Source organism: Chryseobacterium sp. GW821-FHT04C04, from assembly GCF_059420365.1.
The window spans coordinates 838961-860328 of record NZ_JBWKTO010000001.1 but is presented as its reverse complement, the minus strand read 5'-3'; the positions used below and the strand labels follow the sequence as shown (position 1 = coordinate 860328).

General features: G+C 37.0%; 25 protein-coding genes. 10 read left to right on the top strand and 15 right to left on the bottom strand.

What is annotated here, in order from left to right; all coding sequences use genetic code 11:
- Positions 1-7: 7 nt before the first annotated feature.
- The 8 genes from AC07UM_RS03960 (at position 8) to AC07UM_RS03925 (ending at position 7394) form a co-directional block, all read left to right on the top strand.
- The gene (locus AC07UM_RS03960) at positions 8-1123 is read left to right on the top strand and encodes an HmuY family protein (protein ID WP_494682382.1); all 1116 of its coding nucleotides are present in this window, start codon (positions 8-10) and stop codon (positions 1121-1123) included.
- A gap of 21 nt (positions 1124-1144) precedes the next feature.
- On the top strand, positions 1145-2023 hold the full coding sequence (locus AC07UM_RS03955; protein WP_494682383.1) for a heme/hemin ABC transporter substrate-binding protein: 879 nt from the start codon (positions 1145-1147) through the stop codon (positions 2021-2023).
- Positions 2007-3047, top strand: coding sequence for a FecCD family ABC transporter permease (locus tag AC07UM_RS03950; RefSeq protein WP_494682384.1), 1041 nt, complete (start codon positions 2007-2009; stop codon positions 3045-3047). The genes AC07UM_RS03955 and AC07UM_RS03950 overlap by 17 nt, the downstream gene beginning before the upstream one ends.
- Positions 3047-3820 (top strand): heme ABC transporter ATP-binding protein, encoded by a 774-nt coding sequence (locus tag AC07UM_RS03945; protein WP_494682385.1) that lies wholly within the window; start codon positions 3047-3049, stop codon positions 3818-3820. The genes AC07UM_RS03950 and AC07UM_RS03945 overlap by 1 nt, the downstream gene beginning before the upstream one ends.
- A 2-nt stretch (positions 3821-3822) precedes the next feature.
- Positions 3823-4473 (top strand): class I SAM-dependent methyltransferase, encoded by a 651-nt coding sequence (locus tag AC07UM_RS03940; protein WP_494682386.1) that lies wholly within the window; start codon positions 3823-3825, stop codon positions 4471-4473.
- A gap of 4 nt (positions 4474-4477) precedes the next feature.
- Positions 4478-5506 (top strand): hemin-degrading factor, encoded by a 1029-nt coding sequence (locus AC07UM_RS03935; protein WP_109738119.1) that lies wholly within the window; start codon positions 4478-4480, stop codon positions 5504-5506.
- Between the two features lie 183 nt (positions 5507-5689).
- Entirely contained in the window at positions 5690-6562 is an 873-nt protein-coding gene (locus tag AC07UM_RS03930) for a ChaN family lipoprotein (protein WP_494682387.1), read from the top strand.
- Positions 6563-6764: 202 nt separating this feature from the next.
- Complete coding sequence (locus AC07UM_RS03925) at positions 6765-7394, top strand: peptide deformylase (RefSeq protein WP_494682388.1); 630 nt, start codon at positions 6765-6767, stop codon at positions 7392-7394.
- Between the two features lie 68 nt (positions 7395-7462).
- Here the strand turns inward: AC07UM_RS03925 and AC07UM_RS03920 are convergent, their stop codons facing one another.
- The 4 genes from AC07UM_RS03920 to AC07UM_RS03905 all read right to left on the bottom strand — a co-directional run bounded on the left by AC07UM_RS03920 (position 7463) and on the right by AC07UM_RS03905 (position 10138).
- A complete protein-coding gene (locus AC07UM_RS03920) occupies positions 7463-8356 on the bottom strand; it encodes a chitinase (protein WP_494682389.1) in 894 nt (297 codons plus the stop codon).
- 257 nt (positions 8357-8613) lie between these two features.
- A complete protein-coding gene (locus tag AC07UM_RS03915; RefSeq protein ID WP_494682390.1) occupies positions 8614-9039 on the bottom strand; it encodes an organic hydroperoxide resistance protein in 426 nt (141 codons plus the stop codon).
- Complete coding sequence (locus AC07UM_RS03910) at positions 9040-9474, bottom strand: MarR family winged helix-turn-helix transcriptional regulator (protein ID WP_494682391.1); 435 nt, start codon at positions 9472-9474, stop codon at positions 9040-9042.
- A gap of 31 nt (positions 9475-9505) precedes the next feature.
- The gene (locus tag AC07UM_RS03905) at positions 9506-10138 is read right to left on the bottom strand and encodes an NAD(P)H-dependent oxidoreductase (protein ID WP_494682392.1); all 633 of its coding nucleotides are present in this window, start codon (positions 10136-10138) and stop codon (positions 9506-9508) included.
- 210 nt (positions 10139-10348) lie between these two features.
- Between AC07UM_RS03905 and AC07UM_RS03900 the strand changes: the two genes are divergently transcribed.
- Both AC07UM_RS03900 and AC07UM_RS03895 read left to right on the top strand, forming a co-directional pair.
- Positions 10349-11575 (top strand): MFS transporter, encoded by a 1227-nt coding sequence (locus AC07UM_RS03900; protein WP_494682393.1) that lies wholly within the window; start codon positions 10349-10351, stop codon positions 11573-11575.
- 81 nt (positions 11576-11656) lie between these two features.
- Positions 11657-12409, top strand: coding sequence for an SDR family oxidoreductase (locus AC07UM_RS03895; protein ID WP_494682394.1), 753 nt, complete (start codon positions 11657-11659; stop codon positions 12407-12409).
- A 35-nt stretch (positions 12410-12444) separates the two neighbouring features.
- Here AC07UM_RS03895 and AC07UM_RS03890 read toward each other — a convergent pair whose 3' ends face one another.
- From AC07UM_RS03890 to AC07UM_RS03840, 11 genes are all read right to left on the bottom strand, one after another.
- Positions 12445-12756 carry a hypothetical protein gene (locus AC07UM_RS03890; RefSeq protein WP_494682395.1) on the bottom strand — a complete coding sequence of 104 codons (312 nt, stop codon included), beginning with the start codon at positions 12754-12756 and terminating at the stop codon, positions 12445-12447.
- A 68-nt stretch (positions 12757-12824) separates the two neighbouring features.
- Positions 12825-13784 carry a protein-glutamine glutaminase gene (locus AC07UM_RS03885; protein WP_494682396.1) on the bottom strand — a complete coding sequence of 320 codons (960 nt, stop codon included), beginning with the start codon at positions 13782-13784 and terminating at the stop codon, positions 12825-12827.
- A gap of 417 nt (positions 13785-14201) precedes the next feature.
- Positions 14202-14930 (bottom strand): lipoyl(octanoyl) transferase LipB, encoded by a 729-nt coding sequence (gene lipB / locus AC07UM_RS03880; protein ID WP_494682397.1) that lies wholly within the window; start codon positions 14928-14930, stop codon positions 14202-14204.
- A gap of 31 nt (positions 14931-14961) precedes the next feature.
- Positions 14962-15696 carry a tryptophan synthase subunit alpha gene (trpA, locus tag AC07UM_RS03875; RefSeq protein WP_494682398.1) on the bottom strand — a complete coding sequence of 245 codons (735 nt, stop codon included), beginning with the start codon at positions 15694-15696 and terminating at the stop codon, positions 14962-14964.
- Between the two features lie 73 nt (positions 15697-15769).
- Entirely contained in the window at positions 15770-16948 is a 1179-nt protein-coding gene (gene trpB, locus AC07UM_RS03870; protein ID WP_494682399.1) for a tryptophan synthase subunit beta, read from the bottom strand.
- A 4-nt stretch (positions 16949-16952) separates the two neighbouring features.
- Positions 16953-17501 carry a GNAT family N-acetyltransferase gene (locus AC07UM_RS03865; RefSeq protein ID WP_494682400.1) on the bottom strand — a complete coding sequence of 183 codons (549 nt, stop codon included), beginning with the start codon at positions 17499-17501 and terminating at the stop codon, positions 16953-16955.
- On the bottom strand, positions 17498-18010 hold the full coding sequence (locus AC07UM_RS03860; RefSeq protein ID WP_494682401.1) for a hypothetical protein: 513 nt from the start codon (positions 18008-18010) through the stop codon (positions 17498-17500). The genes AC07UM_RS03865 and AC07UM_RS03860 overlap by 4 nt, the downstream gene beginning before the upstream one ends.
- Before the next feature lie 17 nt (positions 18011-18027).
- Positions 18028-18723, bottom strand: a complete 696-nt coding sequence (locus AC07UM_RS03855) for a phosphoribosylanthranilate isomerase (protein WP_494682402.1) — start codon at positions 18721-18723, stop codon at positions 18028-18030.
- Positions 18724-18735: 12 nt separating this feature from the next.
- On the bottom strand, positions 18736-19515 hold the full coding sequence (trpC, locus tag AC07UM_RS03850; protein ID WP_494682403.1) for an indole-3-glycerol phosphate synthase TrpC: 780 nt from the start codon (positions 19513-19515) through the stop codon (positions 18736-18738).
- Positions 19516-19696: 181 nt separating this feature from the next.
- Complete coding sequence (trpD, locus tag AC07UM_RS03845) at positions 19697-20683, bottom strand: anthranilate phosphoribosyltransferase (RefSeq protein WP_494682404.1); 987 nt, start codon at positions 20681-20683, stop codon at positions 19697-19699.
- Positions 20684-20724: 41 nt separating this feature from the next.
- Positions 20725-21327 (bottom strand): anthranilate synthase component II, encoded by a 603-nt coding sequence (locus AC07UM_RS03840; RefSeq protein WP_494682405.1) that lies wholly within the window; start codon positions 21325-21327, stop codon positions 20725-20727.
- Positions 21328-21368: the final 41 nt, after the last annotated feature.

The window sequence follows — 21368 nt, the reverse complement described above, 5'->3', positions numbered from 1 at the left end:
TACTGTTATGAAGTATTTAAAAATATTTTCCCTTCTTTCTGTCATGGTAGCTACACAGTCTTGTCTTTCTGCAGACGAAGATCCGGTAGCCGTTGCCCCTATGACGGGATCAGAAGTCAACGTTAAAGTTGGAGGTCCTACAGAACCTAATCAGGTATGGATTGACTTAAGTGATTATACCAACCCGGCGACTAATAAAAGAACAGATTGGGATCTTGGTTTTTATACAGGAGATGAGTTTCGTGTGATTATGAACGGTTCTATTGCGATGACGGTTATTAAAATTCCCAATGCTACAGATATCAGCAAGGTAAAAGAATCTGATGTATCCGGTTTGAAGGATATTGCTCAGGTAGGAACTTTTGATGCTGCAAACATGCAATATGTTGACAATCCCAATGGAAATTTCTTAACTCAAACTTCCGGAATTGCCGCTATCAAAGAAAATGATGCTGAAAATCCTGTGTATTTGATCAATTTAGGTAGAGAAATACCTTCTTCCACCAATATAGGAGCCGGATCTGTTTCGTTATCAGGTGATTCCAGAGGGTGGAAAAAAGTACAGATTCTAAAAGCTCCAAGCGGATACAAAATCCGTTATGCTGATGTGAATGCTACCGGGACAGATATTAAAGAATACATCATTACAAAAGATACAGAATATAGCTTTTCATTCTTCAACCTGAAAACGGGAACTCCTGTAAAGATTCAGCCGAAGAAGAAAAAATGGGACTTAGTATTTACTACGTTTACCAATGAAGTATTCATGGGGCCTACTACCAGTGCGGGAAGCTACTTCTATGCAGATTTTGTAACGACCAATACCGAGAACGGGGTAGGTGCTTATCAGGTAACTGTAACCGGAAGTCTGGATCAGGCTTATACTGCATTTAAGCTGAAAGATGTTGAACCTGCCAAATTTATATTTAATGATCACAGAGCGATCGGAGATAAGTGGAGAACAACTACTGGTAACGCGGCCAATCCGGTTCCTTTCGTTTATTCAGATCGTTTCTTTGTATTGAAAGATGCTGAAGGTTTCTACTTTAAGCTGAGATTCAATAAAATGAAAGACGATAACGGAAACCGTGGTAATTCAAATTTTGAATTCGAACCTTTATAAATAATCAAATAATAGTATATCATGAAAAAATTCATCCTTGCAGCGTCTGTTCTTGTAGCAGTATATTCTTGCAAAAAAGCAGAAGGAGCCGCAAAAGAAAATACAACAGAAGCTACTTCTGAAGCACCAAAAACCAACAATAAAATTGTAACATTAAACGGCGGAATTACTGAAATCGTAAGTGCTCTAGGCCACGAAAAGGAAATCGTTGCAACAGATGTTACCAGTACTTATCCTGCAAGCTTAAAGGCTACAGCAAAAGATTTGGGGCACATGAGATCAATGACCATTGAGCCAATCATGGCTGTTTCTCCAACATTAATTTTAGCTTCAGATAAAGATATCAACCCTGAATTGATGGGGAAAATCAAATCTTCCGGAATCAAAACTGAGGTTTTCAAACAGGAATACACAGTTGAAGGAACTAAAAAACTCATAGAACAAGTTGCAAAAGCGATCGGAAATACAGATTACCAGAAATTAAATGATAAAATTGATGCTGACTTGAAACAGGTACAGCCCATTGCTAAAAAACCAAAAGTATTGTTCATCTACGCAAGAGGAAATATGTTAATGGTTAGCGGTAAGAACACACCAATGGCTTCATTGATCACCCTTGCAGGTGGAGAAAATGCTGTTACCGATTTTGAAGATTTCAAACCATTGACCCCTGAAGCGGTTGTAAAAGCTAATCCTGATGTATTGTTCTTCTTCGAAACTGGTCTGCAGGGAGCAGGAGGAAATGAAGGAGCGCTAAAAATGCCGGGCGTATCTCAAACCAACGCAGGTAAGAATAAGAAAATCATCGCAATGGATGGAGGTTTAGTTTCAGGTTTTGGACCGAGAGTAGGAGAAGCAGCAGTAGGATTAAACAAACTTTTAATTGAAAGCACAAAGTAAACTATACTTTTATCTTATTATAAGTGCGGTACTGCTTGCCATTATAGCAGTACTGTCACTTAATACAGGAGTTTATGATTTTGGAGAAAAATCTCCATTCATGGCACTGTGGCAATTTATAAAAGGAGATTCCGGTTTATCACTCAGTGATAAATATGTGATTTGGGACGTAAGAGCAGCCAGAATTATTATGGCCATCTTAGTAGGAAGTATGTTGTCGGTTTCAGGAACAAGCCTTCAGGGGCTTTTCAAGAATCCTTTGGCGACGGGAGATTTAATAGGACTTACATCAGGAGCAACCCTGCTGGCAGCAATTGCAATTGTTTTAGGAGGGCATTTTAAAGAATATCTTCCTGAAGCAGTACAGTTTTCACTGGTGGGAATCTCGGCTTTTATAGGTTCTTTTTTATCAATGATGCTGGTGTATAAAATTTCAACAAACGGAGGAAAGACAAACGTAGTTATGATGCTGCTTACCGGAGTGGCAATAACCGCGATTGGCTTTTCAATCACCGGGTTTTTGATCTATATCTCAAAAGATGAGCAGCTTAGGGATCTTACTTTCTGGAATTTAGGAAGTCTGGCAGCGGCGACATGGACGAAGAATATCATTCTGGCCATTGTTATGATCATTGCTTTCATTATTTTAATGCCTAAAGGAAAAGCATTGAATGCGATGATGCTGGGAGAAAAAGATGCACAACACCTGGGAATCAATGTGGAAACACTGAAAAAGCAGATTATTATTATTGTAGCTTTAATGGTGGGAAGCTGTGTGGCATTTTCAGGAACAATTGGCTTTGTAGGTCTTATTGTACCTTATATTTTAAGACTTTTATTCAAATCCAATTATGCTTTTATATTGCCATTATCAGCAATGTGCGGAAGCATTTTGTTACTGACAGCAGATACCTTCAGCAGAAGTATTGTAGCACCGTCAGAACTGCCGATCGGAATCTTGACAGCCTTAATGGGAGGTCCTATTTTTATCGCTATTTTGGTAAAATTTAAAAAATCATTGTAATGATCAAGGCACACCAGATAAATTATAAACATAAAGAATTCCGTATTCTGGATGGGGTAGATGTCTCTTTGGAATATGGTGAATTTTTGGCCATTGTAGGTCCTAACGGAGCTGGGAAGTCAAGCCTTCTGAGCGTTTTGGCAGATGAGGTGAAATCCGGTAATAACAAAGTCTTGTTTAAAGATAAGCCCATTAGAGAATGGAATATAAAAGAACTTTCAAAACACAAAGCAAAGTTCTCACAGCATAACAGCAATGATATTCCACTTGAGGTAAAAGATGTGATTATGATGGGAAGATATCCGTATTTTGATGCCCAACCCGGAAAAGAAGATCTTGAAGCCATGAACAATATGATGTACGAAACAGATATTTTTCATCTTAAAGAAAGAGAATACAACACCCTTTCAGGAGGAGAAAAGCAACGTGTACATCTTTCAAGAGTAATGGCGCAGCTTGAAAATGAGATTGCTCATAAGCTGGTTTTTCTGGATGAACCTTTGAATAATTTGGATATAAGACATCAGTATAAGGCGTTGGAAATTATAAAAAACTTTACCAAAAAGGCCAACAGTGCTATTGTTGTTTTGCATGATCTGAACCTTGCTGCACAATTTGCAGATAAGATTTTATTAATGAAATCAGGGCAGGTTTCCGCCTATGGAACCCCACAGGAAGTTTTTACAGCAGAGAATATCAGCAATGCCTATAACTTTCCCTGTACCATCTGCGACCACCCTATTACGAATAACCCAATGATCATTTTTGGATAACCATGGAAAAAGAAGAACTCAAAATCCTCGCACAGAATCTCGCCAACCCAGAAGGGGAAAAAGGCATTGAGATCGGTGAAATGATGAATGCCACTAACATCAGCATGACGTTAGAAAGTATCAGAACACTTGTGATAGATGACGATCAGCAAATTCTTGAAATAGGACACGGAAATGCCGGACATGTGAAAAGCATCATGAGTCTCGCAAAAAACCTGAAATATACAGGAATTGATATTTCTGAAACCATGCATAATGAAGCCAAAAGACTGAATAAAGAATTCAGAAATCAGGCAGAATTCGTATTGTATGAAGGAAAAAAACTTCCTTTTCAGGATAGGGTTTTTGATAAAATATTTACAGTGAATACTGTGTATTTTTGGGAAAACCCAGTGGAATTCTTAAATGAGATCTACAGAGTTCTGAAAGATGACGGAACCTTCGTTCTTACATTCGGGCAGAGGGATTTCATGGAAAAACTACCCTTTACAGAATTTGATTTCACCTTGTACAGCAACAGTGAAATGGAAGAACTGATTTCCAAAAGCCATTTTCAAAGAATGAAAACTTCTGAAAAAGAAGAAGAAATAAAAAGTAAAACAGGAAACGAAACAATACAAAGAATTTATACAATTTTAACCATAAAAAAGTAAAATAATGAGCACATTAGTTAATGATTTAAAGGAAAAATGGGAGGCTCTGAAAGCAGAAAATCCACATATAAGAATAAGAAATGCAGCAGCACAATTAGAAGTAAGTGAAGCAGAATTATTGGCAACAAGCATTGGAGAAGGAGTAACTTCCCTGAACCCAGATTTCCCGGGAATCCTTACTGAAGCTGAAAAGTTAGGAAAAGTAATGGCCCTTACCCGTAATGAAGAATGTGTTCATGAAAGAAAAGGAACGTATCTGAATGGAGATTTCAGCAGTCCTCATGCACAGCTTTTTGTAGGTGAAGATATTGATCTTAGAATTTTCCTTAACCACTGGAAATTTGCTTTTGCAGTAGCGGAAGGAGATAAAAAAAGCCTTCAGTTTTTCGGAAAAGACGGTTTGGCACTTCATAAGATTTATTTGACTAAAGATAGTAATGAAGCAGCTTTCGATGCCATTGTAGAAAAATTCAAAGCAGAAGATCAGAATCAGGCACTTACTTTTGAAGCAGTAGCTCCAAAACAGGCTGAAAAAGCAGATTCAGAAATTGATGTGGAAGGTTTCAAAAAAGCATGGACAGAATTAAAAGATACGCATGATTTCTTCATGATGACCAGAAAATATGGCGTGAGTAGAACACAGGCATTAAGATTGGCACCGGAAGGATTTGCTAAGAAAATTGATAATGCTAAAGTGGTCAACATCCTTGAAGATGCTTCTGAAAAGAATACTCCAATCATGGTTTTCGTAGGAAACAGAGGAATTATCCAGATCCATACAGGAAATGTAAAGAAAACACTTTGGCATCAGCAGTGGTTCAACGTAATGGACCCGGATTTCAACCTACACCTGGATGTAACGAAAATTGCAGAAGCTTGGATCGTAAAAAAACCAACAGAAGACGGAGAAGTAACAGCGATCGAAGTATTCAATAATGAAGGAGACTTTATCGTTCAGTTCTTCGGAAAAAGAAAACCTGGAATTCCTGAGCTTCAGGAATGGAAGGATCTTGTAGCATCATTAGAAAAGTAATAATTAGATAATTTGAATGAGACCGTTTTGTTTGTAAAATTCAAAGCGGTCTTTTTTTATTTCAGATTTTGGCGGATAGTGGATAAAGAAAGTGAAAATGCAGATTTGTAAATGAACGAATTCGCTATTATTATACAGAGAAAGCCAAATATTTGTGTAATTTGTGTTTAAATATAAAATAAAATGAAAAATATTTTCATCGCGATACTGCTGGCAGGTTTCTGCTCATTAAAGGCACAGGACTTTAAAGCGTATCAATTTTATGATAAAAAAGGAAAGGAGGTAAAGACGGATAAGCTGGTGAAAGAACTGGCAGATTATGATGTGGTTTTTTTTGGTGAAAATCATAACAGTTCTATCAACCACTGGCTTCAGCTTAAAATAACAGAAGCTCTCTTTGCAAAAAAGAACGGACAGCTTATTCTGGGAGCAGAAATGTTTGAAAGAGACAACCAGGCTCAGCTGGACCAATATTTGAACGGAAAGTTTGATGCTAAAACATTGAAAGACTCTGCCCGTTTATGGAACAATTATGCAACAGATTACAAACCTTTGGTAGATTTTGCTAAAGATAAAAAACTGAACTTTATTGCAACCAATATCCCAAGAAGATATGCATCTCAAACTGCTAAAGAAGGTCTTGAATCTTTAAATAAATTAAGCGAAAAAGAGAAAACATACATTGCTCAGCTGCCTATCAAAGTTACTTTAGACACTCCAGGATATCAGGAGATGAAAAAAATGATGGGCGACCATGCTGAAGGAACAAAAGTGATGAATTTTATTTCAGCCCAGGCAACAAAAGATGCCACGATGGCTGAATCTATCCTGAAAAACTATCAGGCAGGAAAAATGTTCATTCATTACAATGGAAACTACCACAGCAAAGAATTTGGGGGAATTTACTGGTATATCAAACAGAAAAATCCTAACCTGAAAATGGCCGTAATCTCAGTTTTCGAATCAGACGGTTCTGACTTGAAAGTACCCGCCAAAGATTATATCCCAACAGATTTTAATCTGATTATTCCGGGAGATATGACAAAAACTTTTTAATTATATTCTTGCAAATGATGCTGATTGAGCAGATTTTTGTGATGACTCAAATAATTTGAATTATCGATATTCAATAAGAACGGGCTAAAGCCCGTTCATTTTTTATAATAAAACTCCAAAGGCTTTAGCCAAAACTTAAAATTCACGGATACATAATCATTTTTATTCTACAATATTTACCTTTGTACTACATTCAAAAAACATGAAGAAATTACCCATCCTGCTGATCCTTTTTATAGGCTTGATGAATGCTCAAAAGCTCACTTCTAATGAGCTTTCAATTATTAATCAGGGAGATGCAAATACTGCGCTGCCAATCTATCAGACGACAGATAGCAATCAGCACAAAACATTGCTGAGTATTTCTTCGGAAGCAGATCCTCTTGACCCCAATACCGCTGTTTTGGTCAAAAGAATGAAAGAATCTCTTCTTTCAACAGATGGTGGAGTAGGAATTGCAGCCCCTCAGGTAGGAATCAATAGAAAAATTATTTGGGTGCAGCGTTTTGACAAAGAAGGAACTCCATTGGAATATTTTATCAATCCGGTAATTGTCTGGCGTTCTGATTTGCAGAACCTTGGTCCTGAAGGAGATTTATCTATTCCTGAGTTCAGAGATCAGTTCTATAGAAGTAAAGTGATCCAGCTGGAATATGTGGATTTGAAGGGACAGAAATATTCAGAAATAGTGGAAGGTTTTACAGCCGTTATTTTCCAGCATGAGATCGACCACCTTTCCGGAATCCTGATTTCCGATAAAAAGGAAAAAGAGAAAAACGACTCTTACAAAAAGGTAGATGCCTATCAGAAAAGCGATGTGAACAGGAGATAGATTTTCAGATAATACTATAATAAGTTTCTAGAAAAAAGATAAGTTAAATAAAAAGCCACGGTATGGTGTTAATTACCAAATGGTTTTTGAGTACTGCAGGTGATGTTTTTTCCGGGATTCACTCCAAAATATTTACAAAAGTAGCGGTAGTATTCATAACGGTATTCTGTTTTGGGTTGTGTGTTAGATTGTCCGCATTCCATACCGCCATTAATGATATTTACAGTAGTGCCAAAACCAGCGGTTCTTCCACTTTCTTTATCCTTTTCAGTGGGCTGCCATTTTCCGGTCATCACATCATGGCAAGAAGGTTTAGGTAGTTGAGGTGTCATCCAGAACCAGATGGCAGAAGCAAAAGATAAAACATTGTTGTTGGCTAGAAGTCCGGGACTTTTTAAAAGTATATTTTTATCACCAAACCAGGCTTCACTAAATTGTCCGTAGTTGTAATTCCAGCTGAGCTGTTTAGGACCACGACCATAATAAGTTTGTCCTGCTACCGGAGGGTAGTTAACCTTAGAAGCATCAGAATAATTATTCTCATTCCCCTTATTATTTTCTTCGATAAAATAAAGCCCCCATTTATAATAACCTCCTGGAGCATTATCCCAGCCACCGCTCGTTTCCTGAGCAATATTGGCCAAAAATGCAGCGAGCTCTCTTTTCTGATCTTCCTGTGTTCCTTCATTCAGAAAAAAGGGGAAGTGGGCTGTCGCTTTTATAAATGCCCGATAAGAATAAAAGTCCTTGTGGCTGCTGTCTTTTCCCTGTATATTAGTCCTGTTGGGAAATAGCAAATTCCAGGTTTTAGCATCTATAAGTCGGGTAATATGCTCAGCTATTTTAGAATCACTAATCTGTTGTAAAGGATTATTTCCTTGGTTTTTTTGTGCATAAGACTGGTTGTAAGAAGCCAAAATAAGTCCTAAATAAACTGTCACTGTTGGTAGTGTTCTCATCATTTATATATTATATATTGGATTCCTTCCTTTGTTAAACAATTAAATAGATGGGCTGTTGTGAATAACCTGCCGATTTCTCATATAAGCTTTGACGAGGAGGTAGGACTTTTATTATTCTTTTATAGCTTTTGACAAATCTGCACAGTACAAATATATAAAATTCATATCTCTTTATTTATCAGCTGCTTCAAAAATAAAAAGGAGCTGTTTCCATAGAAACAGCTCCTTTCGTTATAACTATGCTTAAAAAAATTGGATTAGTCGTTGTTAGTTACTGATAACTTTACTTCTATATTATTTCTGGTAGCATTAGAATAAGGACAGATCTGGTGCGCCTTTTCTGTCAACTCCTGTGCCTCTTCAATAGAAACCCCAGGGATGTTCACATCAAGCTCTGCAGCCAGTCCAAAACCACCATTTTCAAGTTGGCCAATGCTTACCTGTGCGGTTACTGTAGTTTCTCCCGTCTTTACTTTAGAAAGACTGATTACTCTGTTCAGGGCACTATCGAAGCATGCAGAATATCCGGCTGCAAAAAGCATTTCAGGATTGGCAAAATCATCATTTGCTCCTCCAAGACCTTTAGGCATTCTTACCTCAAGATCCAATATTCCGTTTTCACTTTTCACATGTCCGTTTCTGCCACCTTGAGCAGTAACTTGGGTTGTATATAATGTTTTCATTTATTTTTCTATTTTGTTTAAGATTTTTAAAACTGTTTCTTTAAGCTGTAAAAGCTCTTCAGGCTGTATATCAATTTTTTTCTGGATTTTTCCAGGAATTTCACAAGCCCTTTCACGAAGTTTTTTGCCAGCTTCATCTAAAAATACTTCAACCACTCTTTCGTCTTCTTTTTTACGTTTTCTGGTGATGAATCCTTTTGTTTCCAGTCTTTTGAGAAGAGGAGTTAAAGTACCACTATCCAGAAATAGCCTTTCTCCAATATGAGATACCGTAAGGCCGTCACCATCCCATAATATCATCATTACAAGGTACTGCGGATACGTAATATCGAGCTCATCAAGAAAAGGACGATAAAGCCCTGTAATCTCTTTGGCAATTACATACAACGGGAAGCAGATCTGGTTTTCTAATTTGGGTGTTTTCGGATTTTCCATAAGTTTGAGTACGAAAGATTCGATGAAGGTATTACTTTTTTATGATAAATTCATCCATTGGAATTCTGACTTTTTTCATAGAAGATAGCCAGTCATTAGCTTCGTCACGGTATCCAAGGTATAAAAGACTTACACTTTTTAGTCCTAATTCTTTTAATCCCAATACTTCATCCACTACAGCGTTGCTGAAACCTTCTGCCGGAGTACTGTCGATTTTAAGCTCTGCAGCCTGTGCAAGAGCAATACCCAAAGCAATATACGTCTGGCGGGCAGTGTGTGCAAAATGCTCTTCTGCAGACTGGGCGCTGTACATTTCTTTGATTTTATCGGTATAGCTTCCGAAACGTCCTCTTGGAAGATCTCTTACGTCAGTATGATAATCGTAAACTTTGTCAATTTTTTCATTAGAATAGCTGTCCCACGCTGCAAAAACCAAAACGTGAGAAGAATCTCTCATCACTTCAGGGTTCAAAGCTCCGGCTACCATTTTATCTTTCAGCTCCTGGTTTTCTACTACGATAATTCTGAATGGTTGTAAACCTGATGAAGTAGGAGCCAGCCTTGCTGATTCTAAAATAGTATGTAAGTCTTCCTGTGAAATTTTTTTGTTGGGATCATAAGCTTTTACAGCGTGTCTCCAGTTTAGATTTTCTATTAATGACATTTCTCTTTTGTTTTTAATTAAACTACTTGGTGTTTGCTGAACTTCAATTTTAATTTTTTGAAGTAAAATAACTATGCAAATATACGATAATTTAAATTGTGTGCAATTTAATTTTGAAAAATTTTATTTCACGCAGTGTGAATTCAATAAAACAACTTTTTTGTTGTTTTATTATTTTTGTTTATATCTTTGCAGATAAATACAGTATATATGATCAATAATCAATGGAAAAAAAGAATCAGTCTTCTATGGATGGGGCAGTTTTTTTCTCTGATAAGCAGTTCAGCAGTTGGCTTTGCAATTATTATATGGTTGAGTTTAAAGACGGGTTCTGCTGAAATTTTAGTCTTTGCTGCCATTGCGGGTTTACTTCCTCAGGCTATCATCGGTCCTTTTGCAGGCGTATATGTAGACAGATGGGATCGGAAAAAAACAATGATGTTTGCCGATGGATTTGTGGCTGTTTGTACATTGGTAATGTCCATTAGTTTCTATTTAGGGTACGAAAATATTGAATTGATCTATATCATACTTGGATTGCGTTCTGCAGGGTCAGCATTCCATATGCCGGCAATGCAGGCTGCTATACCGTTATTGGTTCCTAAGGAGGAATTGCTTCGTATTGCGGGGATAAGCCAGATTATAAAATCAGTATCCAATATTGCGGGCCCGGCGCTGGGAGCTTTGGCTATAGGAATGCTGTCTATTGGAAATGTATTGTTGCTGGATATTGGAGGGGCTATATTGGCGATCGTTTCCCTATTTTTTATATCAATTCCTTCACCACGAGCGGAAAAGAAAGTTAAATCTAATATACAGATGGTATGGCAAGATATGAAAAGCGGGTCCCAGGTAGTTGTTAGAAATAAAGGACTCAGCTTTCTTTTTCTTTATTCTATTATCGCAGGGTTTTGCATTATGCCTATCTCAGTATTATTTCCTTTGATGACGATTGAGAATTTTCATGGAGGAAAGTTTGAAATGAGTGTGATAGAAAGTACCTGGGGAATTGGAGCATTGATTGGCGGCGGGATACTCGGCATTTGGAAACCTGCAGTTCATAAAGTAATTATTGTGAATGTCTCACATATTTTAATCGGGCTTGCATTCTTGTGGTCAGGCTTATTGTCATCGGAAAGTTTTCTGTTTTTTGTTGCATTAACAGGATTAGGAGGAGTTGCAGCGTCATTTTACAGCTCCGGATTTACTGCGATAGTGCAGGAAGAAGTACATTCGGGGATGTTGGGGCGTGTATTTTCAATGTACTTTAGTATTGAAGTATTACCCACTATGCTGGGGCTTGTGTGTACGGGTTTCATTGCAGACTTAATTGGTATTGGTTCTGTTTTCGTCATATTGGGTTTCATTATTTTTTTAATAGGTATTGCATCTTTTTGTACCCCTTCTCTGATGAATTTAAACAAAATAAAAGAATAGCATATATAAAACTCACACGATTCGGATTTTTTAAAAGCACTGCTATTCCAATCTTTGTCATAGAATTTTAAACTAAAAACAATGCAGAGATTTAAAAACAAAACCGCTTTAATTACGGGAGGAACCAATGGAATGGGTTTGGCAACCGCTCAAAAGTTCATTGAAGAGGGAGGATCAGTGATTATCACAGGAAGAAGTGAAGAAACTGTGAATCTGGCTTTGGGAAAGCTAGGGGAGAAGGCTTCTGGAATTGTATCCAATGCCGGAAATATGAAGGACCTGCTCAAGCTGCAGCAGGAAGTCAGAAAATATACGGAACATATTGATCTGGTCTTTGCCAATGCAGGATACGGAAAATTTGTACCCGTAGAATATGTGGATGAAAACCAGTTTGATGAACTTTTCAATGTGTTGGTAAAAGGACCCTTTTTCACTGTTCAGCAGATGCTGCCATTGATGAAAAGAGGAAGTTCCGTTATTTTCAATACTTCAGTGGCAACAGATATTGCAATGCATAATTTTTCAGTGTATTCTGCAGCTAAATCTGCGGTGCAGTCATTGATTAAAACCTTTGCGGTAGAGCTTACAGAACGTGGTATCCGCGTGAATGGAGTGAGTCCCGGACATATTAAAACCAATATTTTTAATAATACAGGTTTAACCGGTGAGCAGATCGAAAGTGCCATTGAAGGTATCATCCCTACAATCCCTTTTAAAAGGCAGGGTGAGCCATCTGAAATAGCCAGTGTGGTTCTTTTCCTTGCTTCAGAAGAAGCATCCTATATTCATGGAGCTGAGATAAAAGTAGATGCCGGGATTTCTGTGATCAGATAATGCCGGATCATTTAAAGTTTGGGGAGGATCAAAGATTATTTGACCTCCTTAATCTCTTTGATGATATTGGTTTTATTTTCAATGCCTATATCATATGTTTTACTTTTCTTAAAGCTTTGGGTCGCTTTTTCCAGAAGAGTTTTGTAGTCAGTTGATTTTTTTGAAAGATAAAAAACCTGAGCACTTATGCCGATAGAAACACGTACAACCTCGTTTGGTTTGTCCGGATCTTCGGTAATATTGGTTATAGTGGAATTGTTATACCAGGTTAAATTCTGTGAACTGGAGTTACCGGAACAAGATGTGATCATAATAAAAAGTAATAATAGATAGGACCAGGGTTTCATAATGAAAAGTATTAAGTGAAAAAGCTCCTGCAATATATTACAATAAATACAGGAGCTCTATAAATTAGTTAAAATCCACAGCTAGCAACACTAGGTGCAGGAGAAGGTGAACATCCTGATAGGGATGAGAATATATTCAATACACAGTTGGTATTTACATAATTGTTATCATACAGTAAAGATCCTGATGGACTTCTGTAGTAAACATTACCCGCAGTATTGGCGAAAGAAGATACAGAAGCAGATCCACAGCTGGTATTGGTACATGCAGCTCTCCATGCAGTATCAGTTACAGGTCCGCTTGAGAATAATGATGGATCTATGATTCTTTTCTCAACAACTCCTGAAGCATTCTTAAAGCTTACCAATATTGCTACGTGATATACCCAAGATACACAGCAAGTTCCTGTAGAAGCTCTCAGATTACCATATACGAATTGTTTTTCACAGTCGTAACCCGCATTCAGTAATATTTGTCTCATTTTGTGAGCTCTTGCATAGCAGCCATCAACAGGATATCTGAATGTGATACATGGTGAAGATGCTGTAGAAGTTCCGCAAGCCTGATTTTTGATTTGGGCAAACAGGCTGTTTAAAGTGGCCACGTTAGGAATAACACTTACTGCTTTCCTGTTTTCTTCTTTTACTTCTTTTGTGAAGACAGATTTGAAGTAACGGATGTCATCATCTGTTGCTTTGTCTACTTTTGCAATTTCGTTAGTATTGGCCTTCAGGAAAACATGAATAGGTGATTCGTTCTCAACAGCCGTTTTGATCATGGAAATATAAGCTGCATTTTCTTTACTGTCCTTAATTTCATAAGGCTGGGCAGTAACCATAAATGAGATTTTAAATTTTCCATCTTCTTTCTCGATCCCTACCGGGACGGTTTTGCCGAAATCTTTCATAGCAGTTTCGTTAGACTCTTTTGCTACAAGATTCGGATCCTGGTTGGCGCTTGAATCTGAGCAGGCATTGAATGACATCACGGTCACAAATACCATCATGGATAGCAGAAATTTTTTCATAGTTTTTATATTTTGGTGGTTAGTTTTTAGTGAACTTTCTAATTGTAATAGTTCACTATTTTGTGACATTAAAAGTAATAAAAATTAAAATACACGCAAGAGTTTTTTAGAAAAAAATACATTATTCTGTCTTATTTTTGATTTTATGATATTGGAAAAGGTGTAAAAACGATGATTTTTATAGAGATATTCATGAATAATAGGATATTTTAAAATAACTAAGTTTTTGTTTTGGATTCCTACAGAATGAACAAGTGGATAAGAGGTCTTATTAAATGTTCATATTCTACTTAATGTATACTTTATTGTATTCTGCCCATTCCGTAGGAATCTAAACAATTCAAAACTATATTTAAACTAAAAACCCAGTTTCAACTGATGAAACTGGGTTTATTATTATATCTTAATCTGTCTCGATTATTTGTAAAGCAATTCTGCCTGGAAAACGTCTGCAAAATGTTTTCTGATCTTTGCCTTCAATTCTTCCATTTCTTCCGGTGTCAGCTCTCTTTCAAGCTCTCTTTTTAAAGAAGTCACCTGCTTATCTTTGATACCGCATGGAATAATGTATTCAAAATAGCGCATATCCGTATTCACATTCAATGCGAAGCCATGCAGGGTTACCCATCGGGAAGCTTTCACTCCCATAGCACACATTTTTCTGGCATAAGGTTTACCAACGTCCAGCCAAACTCCAGTTTCTCCAGGAGAACGTTCTCCTTTAAGACCATATTCGGCAATGGTTCTGATGATCACTTCTTCCAGGTTTCTCATATATAAATGAATATCCGTAAAAAAGTTTTCAAGGTCCAGGATAGGATAGCCTACAACCTGCCCGTAGCCATGATATGTAATATCTCCGCCACGGTTTACCTTTACGAAAGTGGCATCAATCTTTTTCAGTTGATCCATACCGGCAAGCATATTTTCTTCATGTCCGCTTTTTCCCAAAGTATAGACATGGGGATGTTCTACAAAAAGAAGGTGGTTCGGAGTCGTAATATGCTGTTCTTCGGGAAGATCCCTGTTTTTTATTTTGGTATCAATGATATTTTTCATCAGTTGTTCCTGGTAATCCCAGGCAGGCTGATATTCTTTGATCCCTAAATCTTCAAATTCTACTGCTTTATTCTGATTTGTATTCATTTCAATTTTTGATATACAAATTTAGTGAATTTTACCCTTTGATGGAATGGATAAAATCTATGGTACTTTTCTTCCAGTCTTTATCCTGAAGTAAAATATTCACAAAGGCTGTCCCGATGATCCCGCCATCTGCTTTTTCCGTTACATTTTCAAAATCTTCTTTCGACTTAATTCCAAATCCTATCATCACTGGATTTTTGAGTGGAAGGGAAGCTACCCTGGAAAGGTAGTTTTCATTTTTTAAGACTGCATTTTCATTTCCTGTTGTAGAAGAGGAGCTTACTGCATACAGAAAACCTGAACTTAAAGAATCCAGATATATCATTCTTTCATCGGAAGTTTCCGGGGTTACCAGAAAGGTAAAGTTGAGATTATATTGCTTTAATATAGACTGATAATTTTTCTCAAACTCGATAGGAGGGAGGTCAGGAAGAATTAATCCTGAAACACCACTTTCGGAACATGCCGCACAGAACTTTTCAAATCCGAAACTCAATACAGGGTTAATATATCCCATCAGGATAATCGGAATTCTGATTTCGTTTTTGATGGCTTTCAGCTGAGATAATAGTTTTTCAATCGTCATTCCGTTCTGTAAAGCCAGCTCATGAGCTTTCTGAATCACCGGTCCGTCTGCCACGGGATCAGAATAAGGCATTCCGATTTCGATCATATCAGCTCCGGAATCCTGAATCAGTTTTATAATATCAGCGGTGTCTTCCAGTTGTGGAATTCCTGCAGTGAAGTATATATTTAGTTTTTTCATTTTTTATTGTATTAAAGTATAATGTAATGAATGGTGGCCGGGGAAATACATTGTACATTTTACATCCGACATTTTACAGATTTTTCAAATACGTTTCCATATCCTTATCTCCGCGGCCACTCAGGCAAATGACAACAACATCATTTTCATTGAATTTCTTCTTATCCAAAACAGCAAGGGCATGAGAGCTTTCCAGTGCAGGAATAATTCCTTCCAGTTTGGTCAGTTCAAAAGCACATTTCAAGGCTTCATCATCATTAATGCTAAAGAATTCTGCTCTTTTTTCTTTAAATAAATGCGCATGGAAAGGCCCGATTCCCGGATAATCCAGTCCTGCAGAAATAGAGTGAGGTTCAATAACCTGTCCATCTTCGGTCTGCATCACAAGACTTTTACTTCCATGAAGGACTCCAAGAGTTCCTAAAAATGTAGTCGCAGCAGATTTTCCTGAATCTACTCCCAGACCGCCGGCTTCGGCAGCAATGATTTTCACTTCTTTTTCTTCTACAAAATGATAGAAAGTTCCGGCAGCATTGCTTCCTCCACCTACACAGGCAATCACATAATCAGGGTTTTCTCTTCCGATTTTCTCCTTAAGCTGTTCTTTGATCTCCTTTGAAATAATGCTCTGGAATCTTGCTACAAGATCCGGGAAAGGGTGAGGGCCTACGACACTTCCAATCACATAATGCGTCGTCACTGGATTGTTGATCCAGTCTCTTAATGCTTCATTTACTGCATCTTTAAGGGTCTTTGAGCCTGAGGTAGCTGCTATAACTTCTGCACCCAGCATTTTCATTCTTGCAACATTCGGGGCTTGTCTCTGGATATCAATTTCACCCATATAGACGATACATTCCAAACCAAGCAAAGCACAGGCTGTAGCAGTGGCAACACCGTGTTGTCCAGCTCCGGTTTCTGCAATGATCCTTGTTTTTCCGAGGCGTTTTGCCAGTAGAACCTGTCCCAGTGCATTATTGATTTTATGAGCTCCGGTATGGTTGAGGTCTTCACGTTTTAAGTAAATCTGAGTCTTATATTTATTACTTAGATTTTTAGCAAAATATAAAGGGGTAGCACGGCCTACATAGTTTTTCAGTAAATCCTGATATTCAGCCTGAAATTCTTCAGACTCTATAATTTCAAGATAATTTTTTTGTAATTCTTCTACATTGGGATAGAGCATTTCGGGGATAAAGGCTCCTCCAAATTCTCCATAATATCCGTTTTCATCGGGGTTTTTATAATTCATCTTTTTATTCTTTAGTAATTAAATAAGCATTGTTTTGTAAGCTTAGCTGATTGAGCAGTTCTTTTCTTTCCTGTGAAGCATTAAAAATCAAAATATCATCATCTTCATCAGAAGCAACCCATTCCGAATCGATATTTTCTTTGATCATTTTGGCTTTGTCATGAAGAATTTCAATAGAACATTTTTTATAAAAAGGGCGTAGATCAGAATGACAAAAGCCAATAGTTTCCAATGCTCTCTGACTAACATTCTCTTTGAAGCTGCGGACCAAAGATGCTCCATACCCCTTCTTTTCATGGGCGGAAACAAGTCCTACAACTTCTGCAAATGAATAATTATGATCTGATATTTTTAAGGTAAAATCAAAATTCAACCGTATAACCGCCAGTATATTTTCATCAGTATCCAGCAGGAAATGAAATTCCGAATCTTTGAAAAAAGCACGGAAATAGTTTGGTTTCATAGTACTCCAGGCAGAAACCTCCCAAAGCTGCAAGATATGTTCTATCTCCCGTTCTAATAAATCCTTGCTTTCTTTTATCTGATATTTCATGGGTTCAAACTATTAATAAATGTGAGATTGTAATCGTACTGTTGCTTGGTAATCAGTTTTTTATAATATAACAATTCTATTTTATGCATTAAATCAATTAAGGTTGCTTTATCTATTTTTGACTGATACATGGTGATTGCAATCTCCAGGTTGTCAATCAGATAATAAGGGTCGGAATCTTCATACAGCAGAAATATTTTAGCATAAATCAGTCCTAAATCATATTTTACCACTGATCTTACATGATTTTCTAAAAATTTATCAGAAATAATAACCAGATAATAACTGTTCCAGAGGCTGATTCTCTCAAAAAAATACTGGATGTCACTTTCTTCAAAATCTTTAATAGTGCAAATGAATTTAGACAATAATCCACCGACTTCCCAATGTTCTATATTACTGTCATTTTGAGAAACAAAGTGATACAGATTCTGGATTTTTTCATTTCCGAATTTGGGTGGAAATAATGTTTTGTAAAATGTCTTCTTTAGCAAATGTATGTTCATCATTGTGTGTTTTTTATTTGTTATCTATTTTGCTGGTATAAAGTTTTAAACTTTTTTATCCTGTCAATATTTTTGTTTCCTGGTTCCGTTTCAAATTTTGAATTGATATCTAAAGCAAAAGGCTTCTGTTTCAATGTTTCAATATTCCCGATATTGTCTTCTGAAATTCCACCGCTTAAAAAATAGGGGAGAGGGATTTCAAATTCATTCAATAAGGTCCAGTCAAACTGTTTTCCCGTTCCACCAAACGCTTTACTGTCGGTATCAAACAGGTAATAGGAAATAGCCTGTAGATCGTAGGCTGCAGGTTGCAGAGTGAAAGTTTGTGTTATTTTATTTTTGTTTTCAGAGGTATCATTTCCTATTCTTATGACTTTGATAATCCCGGTTTCAGGATTCAGTTTTTGTCTTAATTCAAGAATAAAATCATTACTTTCATCACCATGAAGCTGAACAAAATTCAACCCTGCTTTCTGAACAATTCTTGTAATGATATCGGTTTCTTCATTCACAAAAACACCTACTTTTCCATGATGGTCAATACTTGCAATGTCTTCCAGACTTAGATGGTTCAAAACATATCTGAGCGATTTTTCATAGAAAATAAAGCCAAGAAAATCTACCTTCATCGCGATCAGCTCTTGAATCTGGTCTTGTTTTGTAAGGCCGCAGACTTTGAGGTGAGGGGAAAGAACATTAGTAAGTTGAAGGTTCATTGTAGTTGATCGTTATAAGTTAATTTGTAATGAAAAATCTTCAAATGCTTTGGCTGGATCTGTATTTTTCATGAAATATTCTCCCATCAGAAAACCATCAAATCCTTTTTCTTTTAAAAATTTAAAATCTTCAAGGTTGTAAATGCCACTTTCTGCAATAGATAATACGTCTTTTGGAAGCAGATTTTTCAGTTGGACAGAATGCTGAAGATCAACTTTGAAATCCTTCAGATTTCTGTTATTGATCCCCACAAGGTCAATTTTTGAATTAAAATGCTTCAGTTCTTCTTCCGTATGAATTTCCAGTAAGACTTCCATCTTCAGTTCATGAGCAAGTGCTGTGAATTCCTCTACCTGAGCAGGGGAAAGACAGGAAGCGATCAGTAAAACAACGTCAGCTCCTATACTTTTGGCTTCATAAAACTGGTACTCATCAATCATGAAATCTTTTCGGAGTATCGGAATTTTAATATCATTCCTAACTTTTAAAATATCATCGAAATTTCCCCCGAAGAAATCACTGTCAGTTAGGATAGAAATTCCACTGGCACCAAAATTTTCGTAAGCAGAAACCACTTCTAAGGGCTGAACATTATTATTAATAATCCCTTTTGAAGGAGATTGTCTTTTAAATTCAGCGATAATCCCGCTTTTATTTTTGATAGACTCTTTCAGAGAATAGGTTTTTCTTCCAAAAAAATCAGAGTCTTTTAATTGGTTGACAGAAACGATTGATTTTGCAACAGCAATTTCTTCTTTTTTTCGTTCAATAATCTTATCTAGTATAGTCATTTGATACAGAATTTAATAAGATGATAAAAATTATAAACCATTAAGGGATATTAAGATGATACGATAAATTAAGTTCCATCAAAGATGGAGAATAAAGGATGTGGCTAAATAAATAGCTTAGCTATGGTCTTACCGATTCTTCATCACTTAACAATTCTTAACGGTTAAAAAAATAATAAAACTAATTAATCAAAAGATTAAAGCTATTCAAGGCTTTTCCACTTTGCAGACTTTCCTGAGCCAAGAAAAGACAGTCGTCATAGGTGCCAAATTGATGAGTATTGTAAAGGGCTACTGAAGCATTGGCAAGGATCACAGAATTTTGCTGTTCTGTCCCTTTTCCTTCCAATATATTCATAAATATTTTTGCGGTTTCCTGAATGGAGTTTCCTGCCTTAATATCTTCCAGCGTTACCGGATTGAAGCCTAAATCTTCTGCAGAATAGATTTCTTCACCGTTTTTTGTAATGATTTTGCTGTCATCGGTAAGGCTTATCTCATCATATCCATCCAGGCCATGCACCAAAATAAACTCACGTTCCTCTTTTTGAAGAAGATACTGGTAAATTCTTGCAATTTCCAGATTGTAGACTCCAATCATAGAATATTTAGGTTTTGCAGGATTCACTAATGGTCCCAAAAGATTAAAAAATGTTCTTAATCCCAGAGATTTCCTCAATAGCCCAACCGATTGCAGAGCAGGGTGAAAATAAGGAGCATGCAAAAAGCAGATATTAGCTCTTTCAAGATCTTCATTCAGTTGTTCCGAACTGTTTTTGAACTGATATCCCAGTTCTTCCAGTACATTGGATGAGCCTGTAATGGTAGAAGCTCCGTAATTTCCATGTTTTGTTACCTTCTGCCCGGCTCCGGCTACCACAAAGCTGGCCAATGTTGATATATTAATGGTATCTTTTCCGTCACCTCCGGTTCCCACAATATCAATAGCATCACTGGTATCAATATCTACAGGAACAGCCATCTGTAACAAAGCTTCTCTGAAGCCTTCTACCTCTTTCAGGGTAATATTCCGCATCAGGAAAACACTGATGAAAGCAGTAACCTCTGCGGTATTGAACTTATTCTGTGCAATCTCAATCATAGTCGCTTTGGCTTCTGATTTTGAAAGCGTATTGTGGTTGAACAGATATTGCAGTATTTCTTTCATTTGGGGAGTTTTTATTGTTGTTGATGGGATTTCTAATGTTTTCATCCTAAAAGAAAGTTTTTAATGATTACTTCTCCTTCAGGTGTTAAAATGCTTTCAGGGTGAAATTGTACTCCGTGCACATCATAGGTTTTGTGCTGTAAAGCCATGATCATTCCGTCTTTGTCTACAGCTGTGATCTCCAGTTCTTCCGGAAAACCTTCCGTATTGACTGCCCAGCTGTGGTATCTTCCGACTTCTAATCCTGAACTTAAGTTTTTGAAAAGTTGAGTATCTTCTTTCACGAGCTCGGTAGTGGTAGCGACTCCGTGGAAAATTTCAGACAAGTTGATAAGACTTCCTCCAAAAGCTTCAGCGATAGCCTGTTGTCCCAGACATACACCAAGGATGCTTTTCGTAGGAGCATATTCTTTAATCAGTTCCAATAAAATGCCTGCTTCTTCAGGAATTCCAGGTCCGGGAGAGAGGATTATTTTATCATACTTTTTAATCTCTTCCAGAGTAATTTTATCATTTCTTACCACATCCACTCTTTGATTCAGAATTCTTTCAATAATCTGGACAAGGTTATACGTGAAGCTGTCATAGTTATCAAAAACGAGAACTTTAAGCTTTGGCTGCTGGGTGTTTATATTGTTGTTCATTTCTTTTTTGTTAGGGTGTTGCCAGTTGCTAATTGGTTGGA

Excerpts from the sequence above, each read along its gene's own strand:
- AC07UM_RS03885 (WP_494682396.1), bottom strand. The coding sequence starts at position 13,784 with ATGAAAAAATTTCTGCTATCCATGATGGTATTTGTGACCGTGATGTCA.
- AC07UM_RS03925 (WP_494682388.1), top strand. The coding sequence starts at position 6,765 with ATGAAGAAATTACCCATCCTGCTGATCCTTTTTATAGGCTTGATGAAT.
- AC07UM_RS03840 (WP_494682405.1), bottom strand. The coding sequence starts at position 21,327 with ATGAACAACAATATAAACACCCAGCAGCCAAAGCTTAAAGTTCTCGTT.
- AC07UM_RS03955 (WP_494682383.1), top strand. The coding sequence starts at position 1,145 with ATGAAAAAATTCATCCTTGCAGCGTCTGTTCTTGTAGCAGTATATTCT.
- trpD (WP_494682404.1), bottom strand. The coding sequence starts at position 20,683 with ATGAAAGAAATACTGCAATATCTGTTCAACCACAATACGCTTTCAAAA.
- AC07UM_RS03920 (WP_494682389.1), bottom strand. The coding sequence starts at position 8,356 with ATGATGAGAACACTACCAACAGTGACAGTTTATTTAGGACTTATTTTG.
- AC07UM_RS03940 (WP_494682386.1), top strand. The coding sequence starts at position 3,823 with ATGGAAAAAGAAGAACTCAAAATCCTCGCACAGAATCTCGCCAACCCA.
- trpC (WP_494682403.1), bottom strand. The coding sequence starts at position 19,515 with ATGACTATACTAGATAAGATTATTGAACGAAAAAAAGAAGAAATTGCT.
- AC07UM_RS03905 (WP_494682392.1), bottom strand. The coding sequence starts at position 10,138 with ATGTCATTAATAGAAAATCTAAACTGGAGACACGCTGTAAAAGCTTAT.
- AC07UM_RS03865 (WP_494682400.1), bottom strand. The coding sequence starts at position 17,501 with ATGAAATATCAGATAAAAGAAAGCAAGGATTTATTAGAACGGGAGATA.
- AC07UM_RS03910 (WP_494682391.1), bottom strand. The coding sequence starts at position 9,474 with ATGGAAAATCCGAAAACACCCAAATTAGAAAACCAGATCTGCTTCCCG.
- AC07UM_RS03915 (WP_494682390.1), bottom strand. The coding sequence starts at position 9,039 with ATGAAAACATTATATACAACCCAAGTTACTGCTCAAGGTGGCAGAAAC.
- AC07UM_RS03900 (WP_494682393.1), top strand. The coding sequence starts at position 10,349 with ATGATCAATAATCAATGGAAAAAAAGAATCAGTCTTCTATGGATGGGG.
- trpB (WP_494682399.1), bottom strand. The coding sequence starts at position 16,948 with ATGAATTATAAAAACCCCGATGAAAACGGATATTATGGAGAATTTGGA.
- AC07UM_RS03930 (WP_494682387.1), top strand. The coding sequence starts at position 5,690 with ATGAAAAATATTTTCATCGCGATACTGCTGGCAGGTTTCTGCTCATTA.
- trpA (WP_494682398.1), bottom strand. The coding sequence starts at position 15,696 with ATGAAAAAACTAAATATATACTTCACTGCAGGAATTCCACAACTGGAA.
- AC07UM_RS03860 (WP_494682401.1), bottom strand. The coding sequence starts at position 18,010 with ATGATGAACATACATTTGCTAAAGAAGACATTTTACAAAACATTATTT.
- AC07UM_RS03855 (WP_494682402.1), bottom strand. The coding sequence starts at position 18,723 with ATGAACCTTCAACTTACTAATGTTCTTTCCCCTCACCTCAAAGTCTGC.
- AC07UM_RS03945 (WP_494682385.1), top strand. The coding sequence starts at position 3,047 with ATGATCAAGGCACACCAGATAAATTATAAACATAAAGAATTCCGTATT.
- AC07UM_RS03960 (WP_494682382.1), top strand. The coding sequence starts at position 8 with ATGAAGTATTTAAAAATATTTTCCCTTCTTTCTGTCATGGTAGCTACA.
- AC07UM_RS03895 (WP_494682394.1), top strand. The coding sequence starts at position 11,657 with ATGCAGAGATTTAAAAACAAAACCGCTTTAATTACGGGAGGAACCAAT.
- AC07UM_RS03890 (WP_494682395.1), bottom strand. The coding sequence starts at position 12,756 with ATGAAACCCTGGTCCTATCTATTATTACTTTTTATTATGATCACATCT.
- AC07UM_RS03935 (WP_109738119.1), top strand. The coding sequence starts at position 4,478 with ATGAGCACATTAGTTAATGATTTAAAGGAAAAATGGGAGGCTCTGAAA.
- lipB (WP_494682397.1), bottom strand. The coding sequence starts at position 14,930 with ATGAATACAAATCAGAATAAAGCAGTAGAATTTGAAGATTTAGGGATC.